At 69.0% G+C, this 16,731-nt stretch carries 17 protein-coding genes and 1 pseudogene; 10 read left to right on the top strand and 8 right to left on the bottom strand.

Annotated features, from left to right (window positions below; translation table 11 throughout):
• Positions 1-143 precede the first annotated feature (143 nt).
• Positions 144-1,616, bottom strand: a complete 1,473-nt coding sequence (locus BRM1_RS00550; RefSeq protein WP_268527060.1) for an amino acid permease — start codon at positions 1,614-1,616, stop codon at positions 144-146.
• Positions 1,617-1,907: 291 nt separating this feature from the next.
• Between BRM1_RS00550 and BRM1_RS00545 the strand changes: the two genes are divergently transcribed.
• From BRM1_RS00545 to BRM1_RS00530, 4 genes are all read left to right on the top strand, one after another.
• Positions 1,908-4,415 carry a glycoside hydrolase family 3 C-terminal domain-containing protein gene (locus BRM1_RS00545; RefSeq protein ID WP_268527057.1) on the top strand — a complete coding sequence of 836 codons (2,508 nt, stop codon included), beginning with the start codon at positions 1,908-1,910 and terminating at the stop codon, positions 4,413-4,415.
• A gap of 67 nt (positions 4,416-4,482) precedes the next feature.
• Positions 4,483-4,728, top strand: a complete 246-nt coding sequence (locus tag BRM1_RS00540) for a hypothetical protein (protein ID WP_268527054.1) — start codon at positions 4,483-4,485, stop codon at positions 4,726-4,728.
• Positions 4,725-5,285, top strand: coding sequence for a class I SAM-dependent methyltransferase (locus BRM1_RS00535; protein ID WP_268527051.1), 561 nt, complete (start codon positions 4,725-4,727; stop codon positions 5,283-5,285). The genes BRM1_RS00540 and BRM1_RS00535 overlap by 4 nt, the downstream gene beginning before the upstream one ends.
• A gap of 132 nt (positions 5,286-5,417) precedes the next feature.
• On the top strand, positions 5,418-5,660 hold the full coding sequence (locus BRM1_RS00530; protein WP_268527049.1) for a DUF6582 domain-containing protein: 243 nt from the start codon (positions 5,418-5,420) through the stop codon (positions 5,658-5,660).
• A gap of 58 nt (positions 5,661-5,718) precedes the next feature.
• On the opposite strand, the gene BRM1_RS00525 is transcribed toward BRM1_RS00530, so the two are convergent.
• From BRM1_RS00525 to BRM1_RS00515, 3 genes are all read right to left on the bottom strand, one after another.
• Entirely contained in the window at positions 5,719-6,438 is a 720-nt protein-coding gene (locus BRM1_RS00525; RefSeq protein WP_268527047.1) for a DUF429 domain-containing protein, read from the bottom strand.
• 54 nt (positions 6,439-6,492) lie between these two features.
• The gene (locus BRM1_RS00520; protein WP_268527045.1) at positions 6,493-7,305 is read right to left on the bottom strand and encodes a GIY-YIG nuclease family protein; all 813 of its coding nucleotides are present in this window, start codon (positions 7,303-7,305) and stop codon (positions 6,493-6,495) included.
• Positions 7,306-7,428: 123 nt separating this feature from the next.
• Complete coding sequence (locus BRM1_RS00515) at positions 7,429-8,226, bottom strand: ankyrin repeat domain-containing protein (RefSeq protein ID WP_268527043.1); 798 nt, start codon at positions 8,224-8,226, stop codon at positions 7,429-7,431.
• Positions 8,227-8,365: 139 nt separating this feature from the next.
• Here BRM1_RS00515 and BRM1_RS00510 point away from each other — a divergent pair, with 139 nt between their 5' ends.
• The 5 genes and pseudogenes from BRM1_RS00510 (at position 8,366) to BRM1_RS00490 (ending at position 11,971) form a co-directional block, all read left to right on the top strand.
• Positions 8,366-8,674, top strand: coding sequence for a transposase (locus BRM1_RS00510; RefSeq protein WP_202411138.1), 309 nt, complete (start codon positions 8,366-8,368; stop codon positions 8,672-8,674).
• 39 nt (positions 8,675-8,713) lie between these two features.
• On the top strand, positions 8,714-9,406 hold the full coding sequence (locus BRM1_RS00505; RefSeq protein ID WP_268527040.1) for a DDE-type integrase/transposase/recombinase: 693 nt from the start codon (positions 8,714-8,716) through the stop codon (positions 9,404-9,406).
• Complete coding sequence (locus tag BRM1_RS00500) at positions 9,384-10,733, top strand: IS30 family transposase (RefSeq protein ID WP_442864352.1); 1,350 nt, start codon at positions 9,384-9,386, stop codon at positions 10,731-10,733. The genes BRM1_RS00505 and BRM1_RS00500 overlap by 23 nt, the downstream gene beginning before the upstream one ends.
• Before the next feature lie 7 nt (positions 10,734-10,740).
• Positions 10,741-11,031: pseudogene (locus BRM1_RS00495) on the top strand (IS3 family transposase); the annotation flags it as partial.
• A 64-nt stretch (positions 11,032-11,095) separates the two neighbouring features.
• Positions 11,096-11,971: a hypothetical protein gene (locus BRM1_RS00490; RefSeq protein ID WP_268527037.1), complete on the top strand. Its 876-nt coding sequence runs from the start codon at positions 11,096-11,098 to the stop codon at positions 11,969-11,971.
• 21 nt (positions 11,972-11,992) lie between these two features.
• On the opposite strand, the gene BRM1_RS00485 is transcribed toward BRM1_RS00490, so the two are convergent.
• Positions 11,993-12,544, bottom strand: a complete 552-nt coding sequence (locus BRM1_RS00485; RefSeq protein ID WP_012397802.1) for a hypothetical protein — start codon at positions 12,542-12,544, stop codon at positions 11,993-11,995.
• A gap of 103 nt (positions 12,545-12,647) precedes the next feature.
• Between BRM1_RS00485 and BRM1_RS00480 the strand changes: the two genes are divergently transcribed.
• A protein-coding gene (locus BRM1_RS00480) for an IS3 family transposase (protein WP_442864227.1) occupies positions 12,648-13,894 on the top strand; the annotation gives its coding sequence in 2 pieces (ribosomal slippage) (positions 12,648-12,963 and positions 12,963-13,894; 1,248 coding nt in all).
• 230 nt (positions 13,895-14,124) lie between these two features.
• Here the strand turns inward: BRM1_RS00480 and BRM1_RS00475 are convergent.
• The 3 genes from BRM1_RS00475 to cmtR are packed head-to-tail and all read right to left on the bottom strand — an operon-like array spanning position 14,125 to position 16,699.
• On the bottom strand, positions 14,125-14,433 hold the full coding sequence (locus BRM1_RS00475; RefSeq protein WP_268527033.1) for a hypothetical protein: 309 nt from the start codon (positions 14,431-14,433) through the stop codon (positions 14,125-14,127).
• Entirely contained in the window at positions 14,430-16,343 is a 1,914-nt protein-coding gene (locus BRM1_RS00470; protein ID WP_268527028.1) for a heavy metal translocating P-type ATPase, read from the bottom strand. Before BRM1_RS00470 ends, BRM1_RS00475 begins: the two co-directional genes overlap by 4 nt.
• Entirely contained in the window at positions 16,340-16,699 is a 360-nt protein-coding gene (cmtR, locus tag BRM1_RS00465) for a Cd(II)/Pb(II)-sensing metalloregulatory transcriptional regulator CmtR (RefSeq protein ID WP_012397799.1), read from the bottom strand. The genes BRM1_RS00470 and cmtR overlap by 4 nt, the downstream gene beginning before the upstream one ends.
• Positions 16,700-16,731 lie beyond the last annotated feature (32 nt).

Below are 16,731 nucleotides of genomic sequence, written 5' to 3'. Positions count from 1 at the left end.
CAGGCGTGCCCCCGCAGTGCCGTGCTCGCGACACAGGGTCCGAGCGCGGGACCCTCACTGCTGGGCCTGCACCGCTGGGCATCGCAGCCCAGGCTCGGCAGGTTCACGAGACGCCCGGTTCATGCCGGGGGTCGTCAGCGCAGCTAGCCGAGCGGATGGTGCACCGGGGGCACTTGCGCGGCCCACACCTCGGGCGCGGGCCGCAGCGAGGACCGGCCGTGGCGCAGGCAGTACCAGCCCACGCACACCGCGGTGAACGGCAGCCCGAACCACAGCGCCGCCCGCTGGGCGGGATCGAGGGCCACGCCCACAAGCGAGGCCGTCAGCGCCACCAGCGCGAGGATGGGCAGCACGGGGAAGAACGGCGAGCGGTAGGCCAGGTCTCCCGCCCGGCCACCGCGCCGGCGCAGACGCAGGCGGAACGAGATCTGCGAGGCCACGATCGCCATCCACACGGCGACGACGGCGAAGCCCGCAACGGACACGAGCGCGAGGAAGAGCGTCTCGGAGGCCACGACGCTCGACAGCAGCGAGGCCAGCCCACCGAGCATCGAGATGCCCAGCGCCAGCAGCGGGATGCCGCGGCGGGTGGTGCGGGCAAGCGCGCGCGGGGCCTGACCGTGCTCGCCCAGGGAGTGGAGCATGCGGGTGCACGAGTAGAGCCCGGAGTTGCCGGCCGACAGCAGCGCGGTGATGATGACGAAGTTCATCACATCGGCTCCGAAGGGCAGCCCCGCCCGGTCGAACACGGTGACGAAGGGGCTCTCGTCCACCCCGGCGGTCTCGAACGGGACGAGGGCCGCGATGACGGCGATGGCGCCCACGAAGAAGATCGTCAGGCGCAGGACCGCGGTGCGCAGGGCGCGCGGAATGCAGCGGGCGGGGTCCTTCGCCTCGCCGGCGGCCACGCCGATGAGCTCCGTGCCAGAGAACGCGTAGAAGACCGCGAGGATCGTCACGAGCACGCCGCCCGCGCCGGTGGGGAACAGCCCGCCGGAGGTGGCGAATCCGCCCAGGCCCGCCGGAGCCTCGCCCGCGGGGCTGATGCCGGTGATGACGCCGGCGCCCACAACGATCATGGCGACGACGGCGACGACCTTGACGAGCGAGAACCAGAACTCCGTCTCCGCGAACACGCGCGAGGACGTGGCGTTGATGCCGAACAGCAGGGCCGCGAACAGCAGGCAGAACACCCAGACGGGCACCGCGGGGAACCAGCGCTGCATGAGCAGACCCGCCGCGGTGAACTCGCTGCCGAGCGCCACCGCCCAGCACATCCAGTACAGCCACGCGACGGCGAAGCCCCACGCGGGGCCCAGGTAGCGGGTGGCGTGGTCGTGGAAGCCGCCGGAGACCGGGTGGACGACGGTGAGCTCACCCAGGCAGCTCATGACCATGTAGGCCACAAGCGCCCCCAGGCCGTAGGAGATGACGGCGCCCAGCGGGCCCGCCTGGGCGATCGTGTACCCCGAAGAGACGAAGAGCCCGGAGCCGATGACCCCGCCGAGGGCGATCATGACGAGGTGGCGCGACTCCATGGTCCGGCGCAGGCCGGTGGGGGCGGTCGCCTCGCCCACTGGCGCGGGCCCGGCGATGTCCTGGGCGGGTGCGGACATGGAACCTCCCTGGGGCGGTCGCGCCCGGTGGCCGGGCGCGGGGTGCGGTCAGCCTAGCGGGGCCGCTCCGGTGGGAGCGGTGGCGCGTCATGGGAGGTCATGGGGGGCAGGTGGCGCGCGGCAGGGGAACCCGGCAAGGGTGCTTGGCGAGGCGGGACGACCGCCGCTTATCAGGGGTTTTGCCCGCCGCTCGAACGTGCCAGCATGAGCGCTAGGACGCCCTGCCAAGGCATCCGGCAGAACCCCGTTCGGCACCACACCGTTCACCGTTACACGCGAAGCGAGACGCCCATGACCTCCCCTGCACCTTCGGCGCCCACCGGACCGATCGCCCAGGCCCTGGCCGGCCTGACCACCCAGGCGAAGGCCTCGCTCACCAGCGGCGCCGACTTCTGGACGACGCGCGCGATCCCGACCGCCGGCATCGGCTCCATCGCGTTCTCCGACGGCCCGCACGGCCTGCGCAAGCAGGGCGACGACGCGGACCACTTGGGTCTCGCTGCGAGCATCCCGGCCACGTGCTTCCCGCCGGCGGTGGCACTGGGCTCCTCGTTCGACCCGGAGCTGGCCCGGCGAGTGGGGGCCGCGCTCGGCACCGAGGCGCTCCTCGCCGACGTCGCGGTGGTCCTGGGACCGGGCATCAACATCAAGCGCTCACCCCTGTGCGGCCGCAACTTCGAGTACTTCTCCGAGGACCCCCTGCTCACCGGGGCCGTGGCCGCCGGCATGGTCGAGGGCATCCAGTCGTGCGGGGTGGGCGCCTCGCTCAAGCACTTCGCCGTGAACAACCAGGAATCCGACCGTCTGCGCATCTCCGCCGAGGTCGACGAGCGCCCGCTGCGCGAGATCTACCTGCGCGGCTTCGAACGCGTGGTCCAGCAGGCGCGGCCGTGGACCGTCATGTGCTCGTACAACCGCATCAACGGCGTGCTCGCCTCGGAGAACCCCTGGCTGCTCACCCAGGTGCTGCGCGAGGAATGGGGTTTCGACGGCCTCGTCGTCTCCGACTGGGGTGCGGTGCGCGACCGAGTGGCGGCGCTCGCGGCGGGACTCAACCTGCAGATGCCCGGGGGCTCCGGTGAGCCGAATGCGCAGGTCGAGGCGGCCGTCGAGTCCGGCGACCTCTCCCCCGCCGTCCTCGATGCGGCGGCCGAGCGCATCGTCGAGCTGGTCCGCCGGGCCGAGACCGGGCGGGCGGAGGCTCAGCAGGGAGGGGCCGGGACGGCGGGAACCGAGCCGGCAGGGGTCGGACTGGCAGAGACCGCAGCGAGTGCGCCCCGCACCCTGGACGTCGCGGCCCACCACGCGATCGCGCGGGAGGCCGCGGGCCGGGGCATCGTGCTGCTGCGCAACGAGCCCGCGCCCCGGGCCGGCGCGCCCACGGAGGCCGAGGCGCTGGCCGGGCCCGCCGCTCCCCTGCTGCCGCTCGACCCGCAGCGCTCGGTGGCGGTCATCGGCGAGTTCGCCCGCACCCCGCGCTTCCAGGGCGGGGGCTCCTCGCACATCAACCCCACCCGGGTGGACTCGGCACTCGACGCGCTGCGCGAGGCGCTGGGTGAGCGCGTCGCCTTCGCGCCGGGGTTCGCGTTCAACGGCGGGGGTGACGGCAATGGTCACGGCGGAGGCGGTGAAGCCGGGGTCGCGCTGCGGGAGGAGGCCGCGGCACTGGCCGCCGCGTGCGACACCGCGGTGGTCTTCCTGGGCCTGACCGACAACGAGGAGTCCGAGGGCTACGACCGCGGCCACATCCACCTGCCGGCCCACCAGCTCGCGGACCTCGACGCGGTGCTCGATGCCAACCCGCGCACGGTGGTCGTGCTGTCCAACGGCTCGGTCGTCGCGCTGCCGTTCGCTCACCGGGCGCCCGCGATCGTCGAGGCGTGGCTGCTGGGCCAGGCGGGCGGTTCGGCCACCGCGGATGTGCTGCTGGGCGCCGTGAACCCCTCGGGGCGGTTGGCCGAGACGATTCCCCTGCGCCTCGAGGACACCCCGGCGTTCGGGAACTTCCCCGGGGAGCTGGGCCGCGTGCGCTACGGCGAGGGCGTGTTCGTGGGCTATCGCTGGTACGACAAGCGGGAGTGGGAGGTCGCCTATCCGTTCGGCCACGGGCTGTCCTACACCGCGTTCGCCTACGGCCAGCCGACCGCCCGGGTGTGCGAGTCCGGCGACATCGCGGTCACGGTGACCGTGGAGAACCGGGGCGAGCGCGACGGGCGCGAGGTCGTCCAGGTATACGCACACCTCGGCGACTCCATCGTGGCGCGGCCTCCGCGCGAGCTGCGGGCGTTCGCCTCCGTGGAGATTCCTGCCGGGCAGGCCCGCGAGGTGGAGTTCATGGTGCGGGCTGCGGACCTCGCGTACTGGGACGAGCGGGTGGGGCGCTTCGTCGTGGAGCCGGGCACGTACCGGCTGGACGTGGGCGCCTCGAGCCGGGACATCCGCGGCAGCGTGGACGTGGCGGTTGCCGGCGAGGCGGTGCGCCCGCCGCTGAGCATGGAGTCCACCGTCGCCGAGGTGCGCGAGCACCCCGTCGCGGGCCCGCTGCTCGCGGGTCTGGCCGGGCGCCTCGGCGCCGGTGAGGAGGGCAGTCAGACCGCGCTCGCGATGCTCGGGTCCATCCCCATCGGCCGGCTGCCCGGCTTCACGGGCTTCGGCGTGGAGCGCGCGGACGTCGAGCGGCTCATCGCCACCGGCAATGCGGAGGCGGTCGGTGATGCGGGAGCGAGCGGCGATGCGGGGGCGGGCGTCGATGCGGGAGAGAGCAGCAGCGCGATCGAACACGACAAGCACGACTCCTGAGTGTCCGATCGCTGCCTGAGAGCGCAACCGCGAGCAGACCGCACAACCACCAGCAGAAGGAGAGCACGTGCCACTTACTCCCGTCCAGGAGACCCTGTTCTTCCCGCTCATGGGCCGCGCGGACTCCGCGCGGCGGTGGCCGGAGCTGTTTGCCGACCCGTGGGCCGAGCAGGCCGCGCGGATCCGCAGCGCGGCCGGCAGCTCCGCCGAGCAGCTGGGCCGCGGGCCGGCGATGGTCTACGGGCTGCGCCACCCCTCACCGTCACAGAGGTCAACCGGTACGTCGCGGAGCACCCCGGGGCGGCGGTGGTGAACATCGGCTGCGGGCTCGATCGGCTGGCGCCCGAGGTGTCTGACGAGTCCTCGCCCGTGTACAACCTGGACTTCCCCGACGTGCTGGAGATGCGTCGGCAGTGGGTCGAGCCGAGCGAGCGGGAGGTCGACCTGCCGTACTCGCTCACCGACCACGCGTGGCTGGACCGGGTGGACGCCAGCCGAGGCGTCATCGCGGTGGCACCGGGCGTCATGTACTACGTCGAGATCGCCGATGCCCGTGACCTCGTGCGGGCCATGGGCGAGCGCTTCCCCGGCGGACGGTTCTGCTACGACGCGGAGTCACCGCTGGTCACGGCGGGCAGCGAGCGCCAGATCAGCCGCTCGGGCACCCCGAACGCCCGCATGCCGTTCCGCCTCAAGGACCCCTATGAGGTCCGCGGCTGGAGCGATCGGATCGCGAACGTCCGCGTCGAGTTCGACTTCTCCTCCTACCTGGCCGATAGGTCGCGGATGCCCCGGCTCCTGCGCCTGGGGTTCACGGGGATGCGCCTGATCAAGGGCATGTACGAGGTGGTCATCGACTTCGCGGAGTGAGTGGCGTGCACCGTGGGCCTGTGGGGCGGCGGGGCGCGCTGTGTCGATGCTGGCGCGGTTGGGGTTGACCACGCCGCCGCTATGGAGAAGTGGCGCGGCGCGTGCCACGATGATCCGGAGAGGAGTGAGGTCATGACGAGGTTGAGTGCACACGAGCGCGATGAGCTGCCCGATTCCGCCTTCGCGTTCCCCCGGGAGCGCAAGGAGCCGCTCGTCGATGCGCGGCACGTGCGCGATGCGCTGGCCCGTTTCGACCAGGTCGAGGGCGTCAGCGACGCCGAGCGCGACGAGGCGTGGCGGCGCATCCTCGACGCCGCGCAGCGCTTCGGCGTCCACGTCTCGGAGTCGACCTGGCGGGAGCTGGGACGCGACTGAGGCGAGTGCTGGGTCGCCTGGGTTGGGTCTTGCTCGCAATTCTGGGTCGCAGGTCGTTTTATGAGGCCGGGAGCCAGATCCACCCCTCCGCGGCGGCCTCCTCGCTGAGTTCCGGTGGCGGCGGCACGGCCTCGCCGCGCGCCACCGCTCGTGCGATGAGCGCGGCAATGACGGCGTCGAGCGCGTTGTCGTCGGCGATGCACGAGTCGCGGTGCCCTCCCCAGTCCAACGAAGGCAAGCGCTCGGCCAGGCGTTCTACGAGTCTGCGGCGCACCTCGGCGGCCTGGGGGCCCTTGTACTTGGCGTGCGGCAGGCCCCAGACGGCGAGCGCTCCCCCGGGATAGACCTCGCAAGCGCGGCCGGACCCATCGAGCGGAGTCGGAGTGCCGTCCGCGCGCAGGCGGGCTGCGATGCCGGCCCAGCGGATGGCGGGGTAGGCGATCTTGTCCGATGCGACGCTGAGCGGGACCTTGCCCACGCGCCTGCGCACCTCGCGGTCGGTGGCGCGGAAGAGCACCTCGCGCCGCCAGTCCGGACCGGTGTCCGCGGGCGGTTCGAGCGTGCCGGCGCGGTGAGCCATGATGAGCTGTGTGAACGCCCGCGGCCACCCGAACGGCACATCGACGCCGGCCTTGGTGGAGGCGGCGACGTGCGCGATGACGTCGTCGTCATCGGCCCCAACGTGGACGTCGCTGACGACAATGGCGGCGCCTTCGTCCCGAAGGGTCGCGACGCCGGTTCGACGCGGGTCGGCGGCCAGGTCGATGCCGGTGAACATGATGGTGACCTTAGCTGTCAGGGGAACTGCAAGGAGCGGTCGAGCTTTTCCGGTTCAATTCCGGTTGAGCCCGTGGCGGCGCGTATCGAGCGCCTGCTTGAAGTGGCCTTCCGCCGCGTCGATGACATGCGGAGGCGTTGCCGGGTCGAAGACCCGGAGAATCGAGTAGCGGAAGGTCACGGGGTCCAAGCCCCGGAGTTCGACATTGCCGCCGTGGCCATTGGCCGCGTAGGCGGCCCAGCGCTGGCTGATGCGCTCGGCGCCGTCCGCCTTGCCGACGTACTGACGACCGTCGCGAGTGTCGGTGATGAGGTAGATGCCCGCGACGGAGGCGAGCGCCGTGCGCCAGGCGCCGTACCGGTGTTCGCGCATGGCCGCCTCGAGCTGCGGCCGATCGAGCACCACCTGGTCGAATCCAGGGAATGGCACCGGTTGCGCATCGACGATCTCGAGAACGGGATAGCGCCCGGCAGTCGGTCCGTTGAGGCGCCAGGCGCGGGGAGCCCGCCAGCCGATGACAAGGCGGTTGTGCAGGTCGGCCAGATGGCCTGTCCGGGCGATGTCGAACGTGCGCACCACCCCATCGTCGGACACCTCTCCCCGGTTCTCCACAACCGACCAGAGACGCGCCCGATCACCGCCTTCTCGGAGGAAGACCACCCAGAGCTTGGGTGGTGAGACGGGGAAGGTGCCCGGTTTCGACGAATGCTGCCCCGTGTAGGCGAGCACCTGCTCGTCGGTGGAATCGGCATGGATGCCCGCCATGCCGGAATCCTCGTGCTCGCGCACGTAGGCATGACGGATGACCAGCGCCTGCGCGGGATCGATCCCGGCACTGCGCAGGATTGCATCGAAGGTCAGGGACATGTGGCGCGTCTCCTTGGGGTGTGGCTGCGTGCACCCAGCTGTGCGCCGCGGTGAGGCGGGGTCCGCGGGCGGCGATCGCGGTTTCGTTCCCCCACCCTGCCACGAGGGGTGCGCATTCCCCATTCAGCGCGAATACGGCACAGACCCCAAAGGAATCGGGGCAGGATTTCCTCCCACCCACCGGATGGCCAACTCACTGAGGCGGTCAACCTGGGCGGCGGGCCCTTCTCCGCCGATCACGGCTCCGGCAAGCTCGCGCGCTTGGTGCAGGTCATCTGCGTCTAAGGGATTACCGAGGGCAAGGTATCGCGGCAACGCGTCGACCATGGCTCGGTAGTCATCATCCCAATTCATCCCGCCGTTGCGGACGCTCTCGTCGGCGATCCGCCCGGTGATGCGGAGGACCTCGCCCTGCACCGTTTCGGCGGGACCAGACGATGGCACGAGTGAGCGCCACAGCGCTGCGTGCTGCTCCTGCCACGTGCCAGTGGGCAGTGCGATAGCGGAATGGCCATCGTGAGGTTCGGTGCGGTCCTCGGGAGTGACGTTGAAAAGCCGATACAGGTGTGCGAGCCCGGCATCCGCCGCGTCGAGCAGCGTGGGATTGAACTTCTCCCGGTGGAATTCGAAGTCGCGGCCGATCCGCTTCACCTGCTCGTCCATAGCAGGTGTCGCGCTCGCACCGCGATCCAGCAGGAGCTTCGCAATGGTGGCCATGTCCGCGATGCCGGTGTTCCTCGTGGTGCTGAGGCCGAGCAGCAGAAGCGGCGCGCCCTGCGCGTCGAGCACATCGGCCGAGGCACCCTGGTCCAGAAGTACACGCGTCGACTCGCCCGCTGCCGTTCGATTGCTGCCTGCCGGAGCGTCTTTCTCGCCTAAGGAACCGGGGACACGCTGTTGTCGCGTTTCAAGGCAGGCCATGTGAGGCACAAATGTTCGTCTCCACAACCAACAGGGAGCGACACTGGCGTCACGGCGTGCGAGTAGGCTGGGACTGATGCACGATCAGGTGTCACATGATCTGTGGCGCCGTGCGGCGTTGCAGGGAAGGATGTGCGCCATGCCCGCTCCCTATCCCCAAGAGTTCCGTGAGGACGTCGTCCGCGTCGCGAGGAACCGTGAACCCGGCCAGAAGCTCTCCGTGATCGCGAAGGACTTCGGGATCTCCGAGTCCTGCCTGACGAACTGGATGCGCCAAGCGGACGTCGAGGACGGCAACCGGCCTGGGAAGACCCGTGAGGATTCCACCGAGCTGCGCGAGCTCCGACGCCGGAACCGGCTGCTGGAGCAGGAGAACGAGGTGCTCCGCCGTGCTGCTGCATACCTGTCCCAGGCGAATCTGCCGGGAAAATCCTCTACCCGCTCGTGAGCGAGCTCGCCGCCGACGGGCTCCCCCGTTGCGGTGTCCTTGCGGGTCCTGAAGCTCTCTCGCCAGCCCTACTACCGCTGGCGCAAACAGCAGGTCACCGAGGCCGAGCTGGTCGAGGCCTATCGAGCCAACGCGCTATTGGACGCTCACCGCGACGACCCGGAGTTCGGGTACCGATTCCTCGCCGGCGAAGCCGCTGAGGCTGGTGAGGTCATGTGCGAGCGGACCGCGTGGCGGATCTGCCACGACAACCAGTGGTGGTCCGTTTTCGGGAAGAAGCGCGCCAAGAACGGGAAACGTCCGGGACCGCCTGTCCACGATGACCTCGTCCAGAGGGACTTCACTGCCGATGACGTCAACGAGCTGTGGCTGACCGACATCACCGAGCACTGGACCAGCGAGGGCAAGCTCTACCTCTGCGCGATCAAGGACGCCTTCTCCGGCCGGATCGTCGGCTACTCCATGAGTGACCGGATGAAGGCCCGCTTGGCGGTGAACGCCCTGGCCAACGCGGCAACGCGGCGCGGCGACGTTGCTGGCTGCATTGTTCACTCAGACCGCGGGTCGCAGGGCGGATTCAACTGGTTGTCGCAACACCTCGATCGAGAGGTGTTCAACGATGGTGACGGCGGATTGGAGCAAGAAGACCAGCGAAGTGCCCGTGAGTGCGCGTCGGCAGTGGCGTGCGGATCGGGCGTTGCGTCCGCCGATGCGCTCGCCCGGGCGGCCTGAGCCTTCGCGGGAGGTGCAACGGCAGTTCTGGCGTCTGATCGCGACGGGTATCACCTCCGCCGAAGCGGCGCTGACGGTGGGCGTGTCTGTGCCGGTCGGGACCCGTTGGTTTCGTCACGCTGGCGGCATGCCGCCGATCAGCCTCGCCCCGCCCACAGGTCGTTATCTGTCCTTCGAGGAACGCGAGGAGATCGCGCTTCTCCGCGCCAAGCAGCTCGGCGTGCGTGAGATCGCCCGCAGGATCGGCCGCGACCCGGGAACGATCTCCCGCGAGCTGCGCCGCAATGCCGCTACGCGCAGCGGCAAGCAGGAATACCGGGCGCTGGTGGCGCAGTGGAAGGCGCAGCAGGCGGCGAAGCGGCCGAAGAAGGCGAAGTTGGTGACCAACGCTAGGCTGCGCGAGTACGTCCAGGACCGTCTCGCCGGCAACGTCCGCCGACCCGATGGCAGCGTGGTCGTCGGCCCTGAGCCGCTGGCATGGAAGGGGCGGAACAAGCCACATCGGCAGGACCGGCGGTGGGCGATCGCGTGGAGCCCGGAGCAGATCTCACACCGCCTCAAGGTCGACTTCCCGGATGATGAGTCCATGCGCATCAGCCACGAGGCGATCTACCAGTCGCTGTTCATCCAGGGCCGTGGCGCGCTCAAACGCGAACTCGTCACCTGCCTGCGAACCGGTCGCGCACTCCGGCAGCCACGAGCTCGAGCGCAGAACCGTCCGCAAGGGCATGTCACCGCCGATGTCGTGTTCTCCGAACGTCCTGCGGAGGCGGCGGACCGCGCCGTTCCTGGGCACTGGGAGGGGGATCTGATCATCGGAACGGGCCGATCGGCGATCGGCACTGTCGTCGAGCGCAAGAGCCGCTCGACTCTGCTGGTGCACCTGCCCCGCCTGGAGGGCTGGGGCGAGAACCCATATGTGAAGAACGGTCCTGCACTGGGAGGCTACGGCGCCGTCGCGATGAATGCTGCTCTCGTCGCGACCATGACCAAGCTTCCAGAACAGCTTCGCAAGACACTCACCTGGGATCGCGGCAAGGAGCTTTCTGCGCATGCCCAGTTCGCGCTTGAGACGGGCACGAAGGTGTTCTTCGCCGACCCCCACTCGCCCTGGCAGCGGCCGACGAACGAGAACACAAACGGGTTGCTGCGTCAGTACTTCCCGAAGGGCACGGACCTCTCGCGGTGGTCGGCCGAGGACCTCGAAGCCGTCGCTCTCGCGCTCAACAACCGGCCACGGAAAAGCCTGAACTGGCGCACTCCCGCGGAAGTCTTCGAGGAGCAGTTACGCTCGCTTCAACAACACGGTGTTGCAACGACCGATTGAGCCCAAGCAGTTTCGATCCCGGAAGTTCGTCCACGCCCTGAACCAGCATCACCTCATCGGATCCATGGGCCAAGTCGGTGCTGCCGGTGATAACGCGGCGATGGAATCCTTCTTCTCGCTACTCCAGAAGAACGTCCTGGACCGGCGCCGTTGGCGCACCCGTGAGGAACTCCGGATCGCGATCGTCACCTGGATCGAACGCAAGTATCACCGCCGCCGTCGACAGGCACGTCTGGGTCGATTGACCCCCATCGAATACGAGACCATCATGAACCCGGCCGTGAGCCTCGCGGCCTAACACCCCAACTGTCACCTAACGGTGCGGCAGTCCCGAGTGGCAGGACGCAGATGATCTTGCGCGCATGAGCATCGAGACTCTGCGCGCTGAGCACGGCTTGCTGCGGCGCGACGCTTCTTCAGGGTCTCTGCGCCTGACTGGGCCAGGAATCACGATCCACTCGGGAGCGATCGACGGGATTGCTGACACGCTTCGCAATTTTCAGCGCCTGGTGCTTGCGACAGGCCTCGCGGTGAAGGGGCACAAGTCGTTGCGTGGGCAACCGCCCGCCGACGTCGTCTCGAAGACCCGACTGAACCTCAATGGTTCACCACTGCCGGGAAGCCTCATCCTGCAGATCGTGCCGACGACTTCGCCAGCGGACGAGATCTCACCCGATGGCCAAGTCGGGCTGTTCGGAGACGACAATGCAGAGCCCCAGTTGATCGACACCGCCATGAAGCGAGCACTGGGACTGCTCGAGGACGGACGTCGTCTCGGCCCAGATGCCGACACCAGTGACTTCTTGGCGCGCATCCGCGAGTACGGACCGCGCGTCGCCACGACGTTGCGCGACTTCTCGACAGGTCTGGTGAAATCAGGGTTCGAGCCTGATCTCACTTGGTCCCAGCCTCGCCAGGCGCGCCTGCGCACGCGCCTCTCCACGGCTGAACTCGCTCACATTGGAGAGCTCATCGCTTCTCGGGAACTCGAGCTCGAGCCGACCACCATCCGCGGCATCTTGCGGACTGTCAGTGAGATCAGCGCTTGGCAGCTGGAGATCGAGGACGGCGAGATCGTCAAGATCGACGCGAAGAAGATCCCTGCGGCGAACACTGCAACGCTGCGCACCGGCATGTCAGTTTCAGTCGATGTGTCAGTCACGGAAGAAACCGGCCCTGCCGGCGAAGTTAAGCCAGAGTACACGGCGACGTCGTTCACAGTGCTGAGCAACCCGTAAGGCCGAGTCGTTACACCACATCTAGTCCAACGGCTGGATCCGGAGGTTGGTCCGCGGCGGCAAATCCCAGCCGTGACGCGCATGAATTTCCCTAACCAACTCTTCCGCGTTGACCTGGAGCTTGGCAAGTGCAGCCGCGTCGTGGCCGACTGATCGTAAATGGCGCAGGTTGCTGCTCAGCGCGTGCGCCCAACTCATCAGCGGGTCGAGGTTCGCCACCCGCCGCTCAACGGTGTCGCCGGGCTTGGCGGCCTCCATCACCTGGCGGCCGATGGTCGCGCCCAGCGTGCGCTCGGCCTCCAGCCACGAGTCGATACCATCCCAGCCGTCGAGCTGGTCGACGAGCGCGATCGACGTGATGCGCAGGTTGGCGAGCCGCTCCCCCACCGGCTCGGCCGTCGGATCGAACCCGATTAGGCGCTGCACGGCTTCCTGCACCGCGAACCAGCGTGCGTCCTCGGCCGCCTTGCGCGACTCGGCGAGTGCCTCGTTCGCGCGCTTGTTCGCTTGGTAAGTGCCGACGCCGGCGATCAGCAGCGACAGGGCCGAGATCACCAGCGCGAGGACATCCATGGCTCGATCCTGCCACTACAAGAAGCAGTTCCTGAAGGCGCTTGACCCCTGATCGTGGACACGCTGATTCCAGCACGAGGCTGGGGAAGCGAGAATCCAAGGGATGGCTAGGAAGAATTACACGGACGAGTTCCGCCAGCGGGCGGTGGATTTGTACGAGTCCACCCCTGGCGCGACGTTGAAGGGGATCGCGGCGGATCTGGGGATCTCCCGCGGTGCGCTGAAGGAGTGGGTCGGCAAGCACGGCTCTGGGGCCACGACTGCGGGTATGGGGCCGATGCCCGCGGCGGGGCGGGCGGAGTCGCCGACGGCGAAGATCCTCCGGCTGGAGGTCGAGAACGCGAGGCTGGAAGCGGAGAAGCTGAAGCTCGAGACGGAGCGGGACATTCTCCGCCAGGCGGCGAAGTATTTCGCGGGGGAGACGAACTGGTGAACCGCTTCCAGTTCGTCCAGGACCACAAGGACGCCTACGGCGTGAAGCGGTTGTGTGAGGTCGTCGAGATCGCGAGGTCCTCGTTCTACGCCTGGCTGGACGCCGCACCGCGGCGCGCCGCGAAGGCTGCCGACGACGCGGCCCTCGCGGCGCGGATCCGCGTGTTGCAGGACCCCGCCCAGGGCGGCGACCGCGCTTACGGGGCACCGCGGATCACCGCCGACCTCAACGACGGCGTTCCCGCCGCCGGGCGGGTGAACCATAAGCGGGTCGCCCGGGTGATGCGGGAACACGAGCTCGCCGGGATCCGGCTGCGACGAAGGGTGAAGACCACGATCCCGGACCAGTCCGGGCGGAAGTTCCCTGACCTGATCGAACGGGACTTCAGCATCGGGGAACCGAACCGCAGGTATGTCGGCGACATCACCTACCTCCCCATCGCCGACGGATCGAACCTGTATCTGGCGACCTGCATCGACCTCGGGTCGCGGAAGCTCGCGGGCTGGCAGGTCGCCGACCACATGCGCACCGAACTCGTCGAGGACGCCCTCCGCGCCGCGGCCCGCGACCGCGGATCGCTGGCCGGTGCCGTCTTCCACAGCGACCACGGAAGCGTCTATACGTCGAAGGCCTACGCAACGCTCTGCGAGCAGCTCAAGGTCACCCAGTCCATGGGTGCGATCGGCACGAGCGCCGACAACTCACTCGCGGAGAGCGTCAACGCGACGCTCAAGCGAGAGCTCCTCGAAGGGGCGTCGGCGTTCCCGGACCAGGCCACCGCCTACCGGGCCGTGTTCCGGTGGGCGAACCGCTACAACACCCGCCGGCGCCACTCCGCGATCGGCCAGATCACCCCGAACAACTACGAGAACGCCTACGCGGCGACCACGTCCGCTACCCTCGCGGAAGCGGCATAACCGAACCGACACCGTGTCCACGATCGAGGGTCAAGGCCCGAAGCACTTCCGGCTATTGCTTGCCCGAGGCGCGTCAGCCGACTAACCCGCGCTCACTACGATGCTCCGCGCGGCGACCAATCCCTACAGCGCGAATCTCCACTCCACCGATTTCCGGTACATACCACCCTCTTGAGGTGTGCAGTGAAGCGCTCGGCCCCGCGTCCGGGACCGACAGCTTGCGTTCGACGTCAACGATAGGTCTCGTGCAACGCCTCCTCGATCTGAGACGGAGTCGGTGCACCGGCGTACCCGCGCTCAGTCGCGTAGACCCGGCACGCGAGCGAGCGAACCGGTTGCGTCGGAAACAGGTCGACGCCGTCGACGAGGATCGTGGGCGAGCCTCCGAATCGGGTGTTCGCCACTTCGGTCTCGGTGTGGATCGTTACCAGCTCGATGGGCACTTCCGCGAGCTCGGCGGCATCCAGCGCGGCGCGCGCGTTTGCTTCGGCGATGGCCGTGTTCGGGCAGTCGACGATGTGCAGCAGTTCGACCTTCATACGATCTGCTCCTTCCGGGTCCGGGCCGCGCGCAAGCCATTGAGGATCACGATGACCTCCGCGATCTCGTGCACGAGCACCACGGCAGCGAGTCCCAGGACGCCGAAGAGGGCGAGCGGGAGCAGGGCGATGATGATCAGCAGCGACAGGATGATGTTCTGGTTGATGATGTGCCGTCCGCGCCGGGCATGGTCGAACGCGCGCGGCAGAGGCCGCAGGTCGTGCCCGGTGAACGCGACATCGGCCGACTCGATCGCGGCATCCGACCCGGCCGCGCCCATCGCGATCCCGATGTCCGCGGCGGCGAGGGCGGGGGCGTCGTTGATGCCGTCGCCGATCATCGCCACCGAACCATGCTGGCCGAGCTCAGCGATCGCAGCGGCCTTGTCCTCGGGGCGCAGCTCGGCGCGCACGTCCTCGATCCCGGCCTGCGCCGCGAGAGCGCGGGCGGTGCGGGCGTTGTCGCCGGTGAGCATCGTGACCCCGATGCACTGCGCGGCGAGCGTGCGGACGACCTCCGGGACCTCCAGGCGCAGCTCGTCGCGGACGCCGATCGCAGCGACCGGCTCGCCGTCGCGGTGCACGATGACGACCGTCATGCCCTGCTCCTCCAGCCCTGCGACCCGGTCGCCGAGCGTCCCGGCGTCCAGCCAGCGGGGGCTGCCGACCGTGATCCGCGCGCCGTCGAGCTTGCCCTCGATGCCGTGCCCGGTTTGCTCGGTCACGTCCTCGGCTACTGAGGCCCCCGGCGCGGCGGCGGTGATCGCGGCCGCGAGCGGGTGGGTGCTGTGTTGCTCCAGCGCGGCCGCCCACGCCAGCGCCTGCGCCTCGGTGGTCCCGTCGGCGGTGAGAACGGCGGTGACGACGGGCTCGTTTCGGGTGAGGGTGCCGGTCTTGTCGACGGCGACGTGGCGGATCACGCCGAAGCGCTCGAACGCGGCACCGGACTTGATGATCACGCCGAACTTGCTCGCCGAGCCGATCGCGGCGACCACGGTCAGCGGCACGGAGATCGCCAGCGCGCACGGCGACGCCGCCACGAGGACGACCAGGGCGCGAGTGACCCACAGCTCGGGGTCGCCGAACAGCGAACCGATCAGCGCCACCAGGACGGCGAGGACGAGCACACCAGGGACGAGGGGTCGGGCGATGCGGTCGGCGAGGCGGGCGCGGTCTCCCTTCTCGGTCTGCGCCTGCTCAACGAGCTCCACGATCGTGGTCAGCGAGTTGTCGGTGCCCGCCGCGGTCGTCTCGACTTCCAGCGCGCCGGCGGAGTTGATTGCACCGGCCGAGACTGCATCTCCCAGCTCGACCTCGACCGGGATCGACTCTCCAGTGATCGCAGACGTATCCAAACTCGAACGACCCGTGACCACGACGCCGTCGGTCGCGATCCGTTCGCCCGGCCGCACCAGCATCAGCTGGCCCACCTGGAGGTCTTTCGCGGCGACCTCGACCGACGCGCCGTCGCGGCGGATGGTCGCTGTCTCAGGGACGAGCTTGAGCAGCGCCCGGAGCCCGCCGCGGGCGCGGTCCATCGCCTTGTCCTCCAGCGCCTCAGCGATCGAGTACAGGAACGCCAGGGCCGCGGCCTCCTCGACGTAGCCGAGGATCACCGCGCCAATGGCGCTGATCGTCATCAGCAGGCTGATGCCGAGCTTGCGCTTGAACAGTTTGCGGATCGCGCCCGGGGTGAACGTCGACGCTCCCAGCAGCAGACCGAGCCAGAACAGCACCAGCGCCAGGATCTCGAGCCCGAACCACTCCAGGACGAGACCGGTCAGGAAAGCGACGCCGGAGAGGACCGGGACCATGATCCCGCGGTCCCGCCACCAGGGTCGCTCCTGCACCTCCTCAACTACTTCGCCGACCGTGGTCTCGGGCTCGTCGCAGCCGCACGCCACGCTCATGCGCCTGCCCCCGTCCCGCAGCAGCCCGGCACCGGGCACTGGTCATCAACGCATGGCGCGTGCTCGTCGACGGCCAGCGTCACATCCACGAGCGCCGTGAGCGCCGCAGCGAGGTGCGGGTCGGCGATCTCGTAGCGCGTCTGCCGTCCCTCGGGCTCGGCGGCCACGATGCCACAGTCGCGCAGACAGGTCAGGTGGTTCGACACGTTCGACCGGGTCAGCTCCAGCTCGCGCGACAGCACCGCCGGATAGCTCGGGCCGTCGAGCAGGGTCATCAGGATCCGGGATCGCGTCGGGTCCGCCATGGCTCGGCCGAGCCGGTGCATGACGTCGAGGCGTGAAGCAATGGTCAGCATGCACTGAACTATACAGTGACTGCTGACCTATT

The organism is Brevibacterium sp. BRM-1, assembly GCF_026802075.1.
GTDB lineage: Bacteria > Actinomycetota > Actinomycetes > Actinomycetales > Brevibacteriaceae > Brevibacterium > Brevibacterium rongguiense.
The sequence above is the reverse complement of the archived record's forward strand: the minus strand, read 5'-3'. Positions and strand labels throughout refer to the sequence as shown.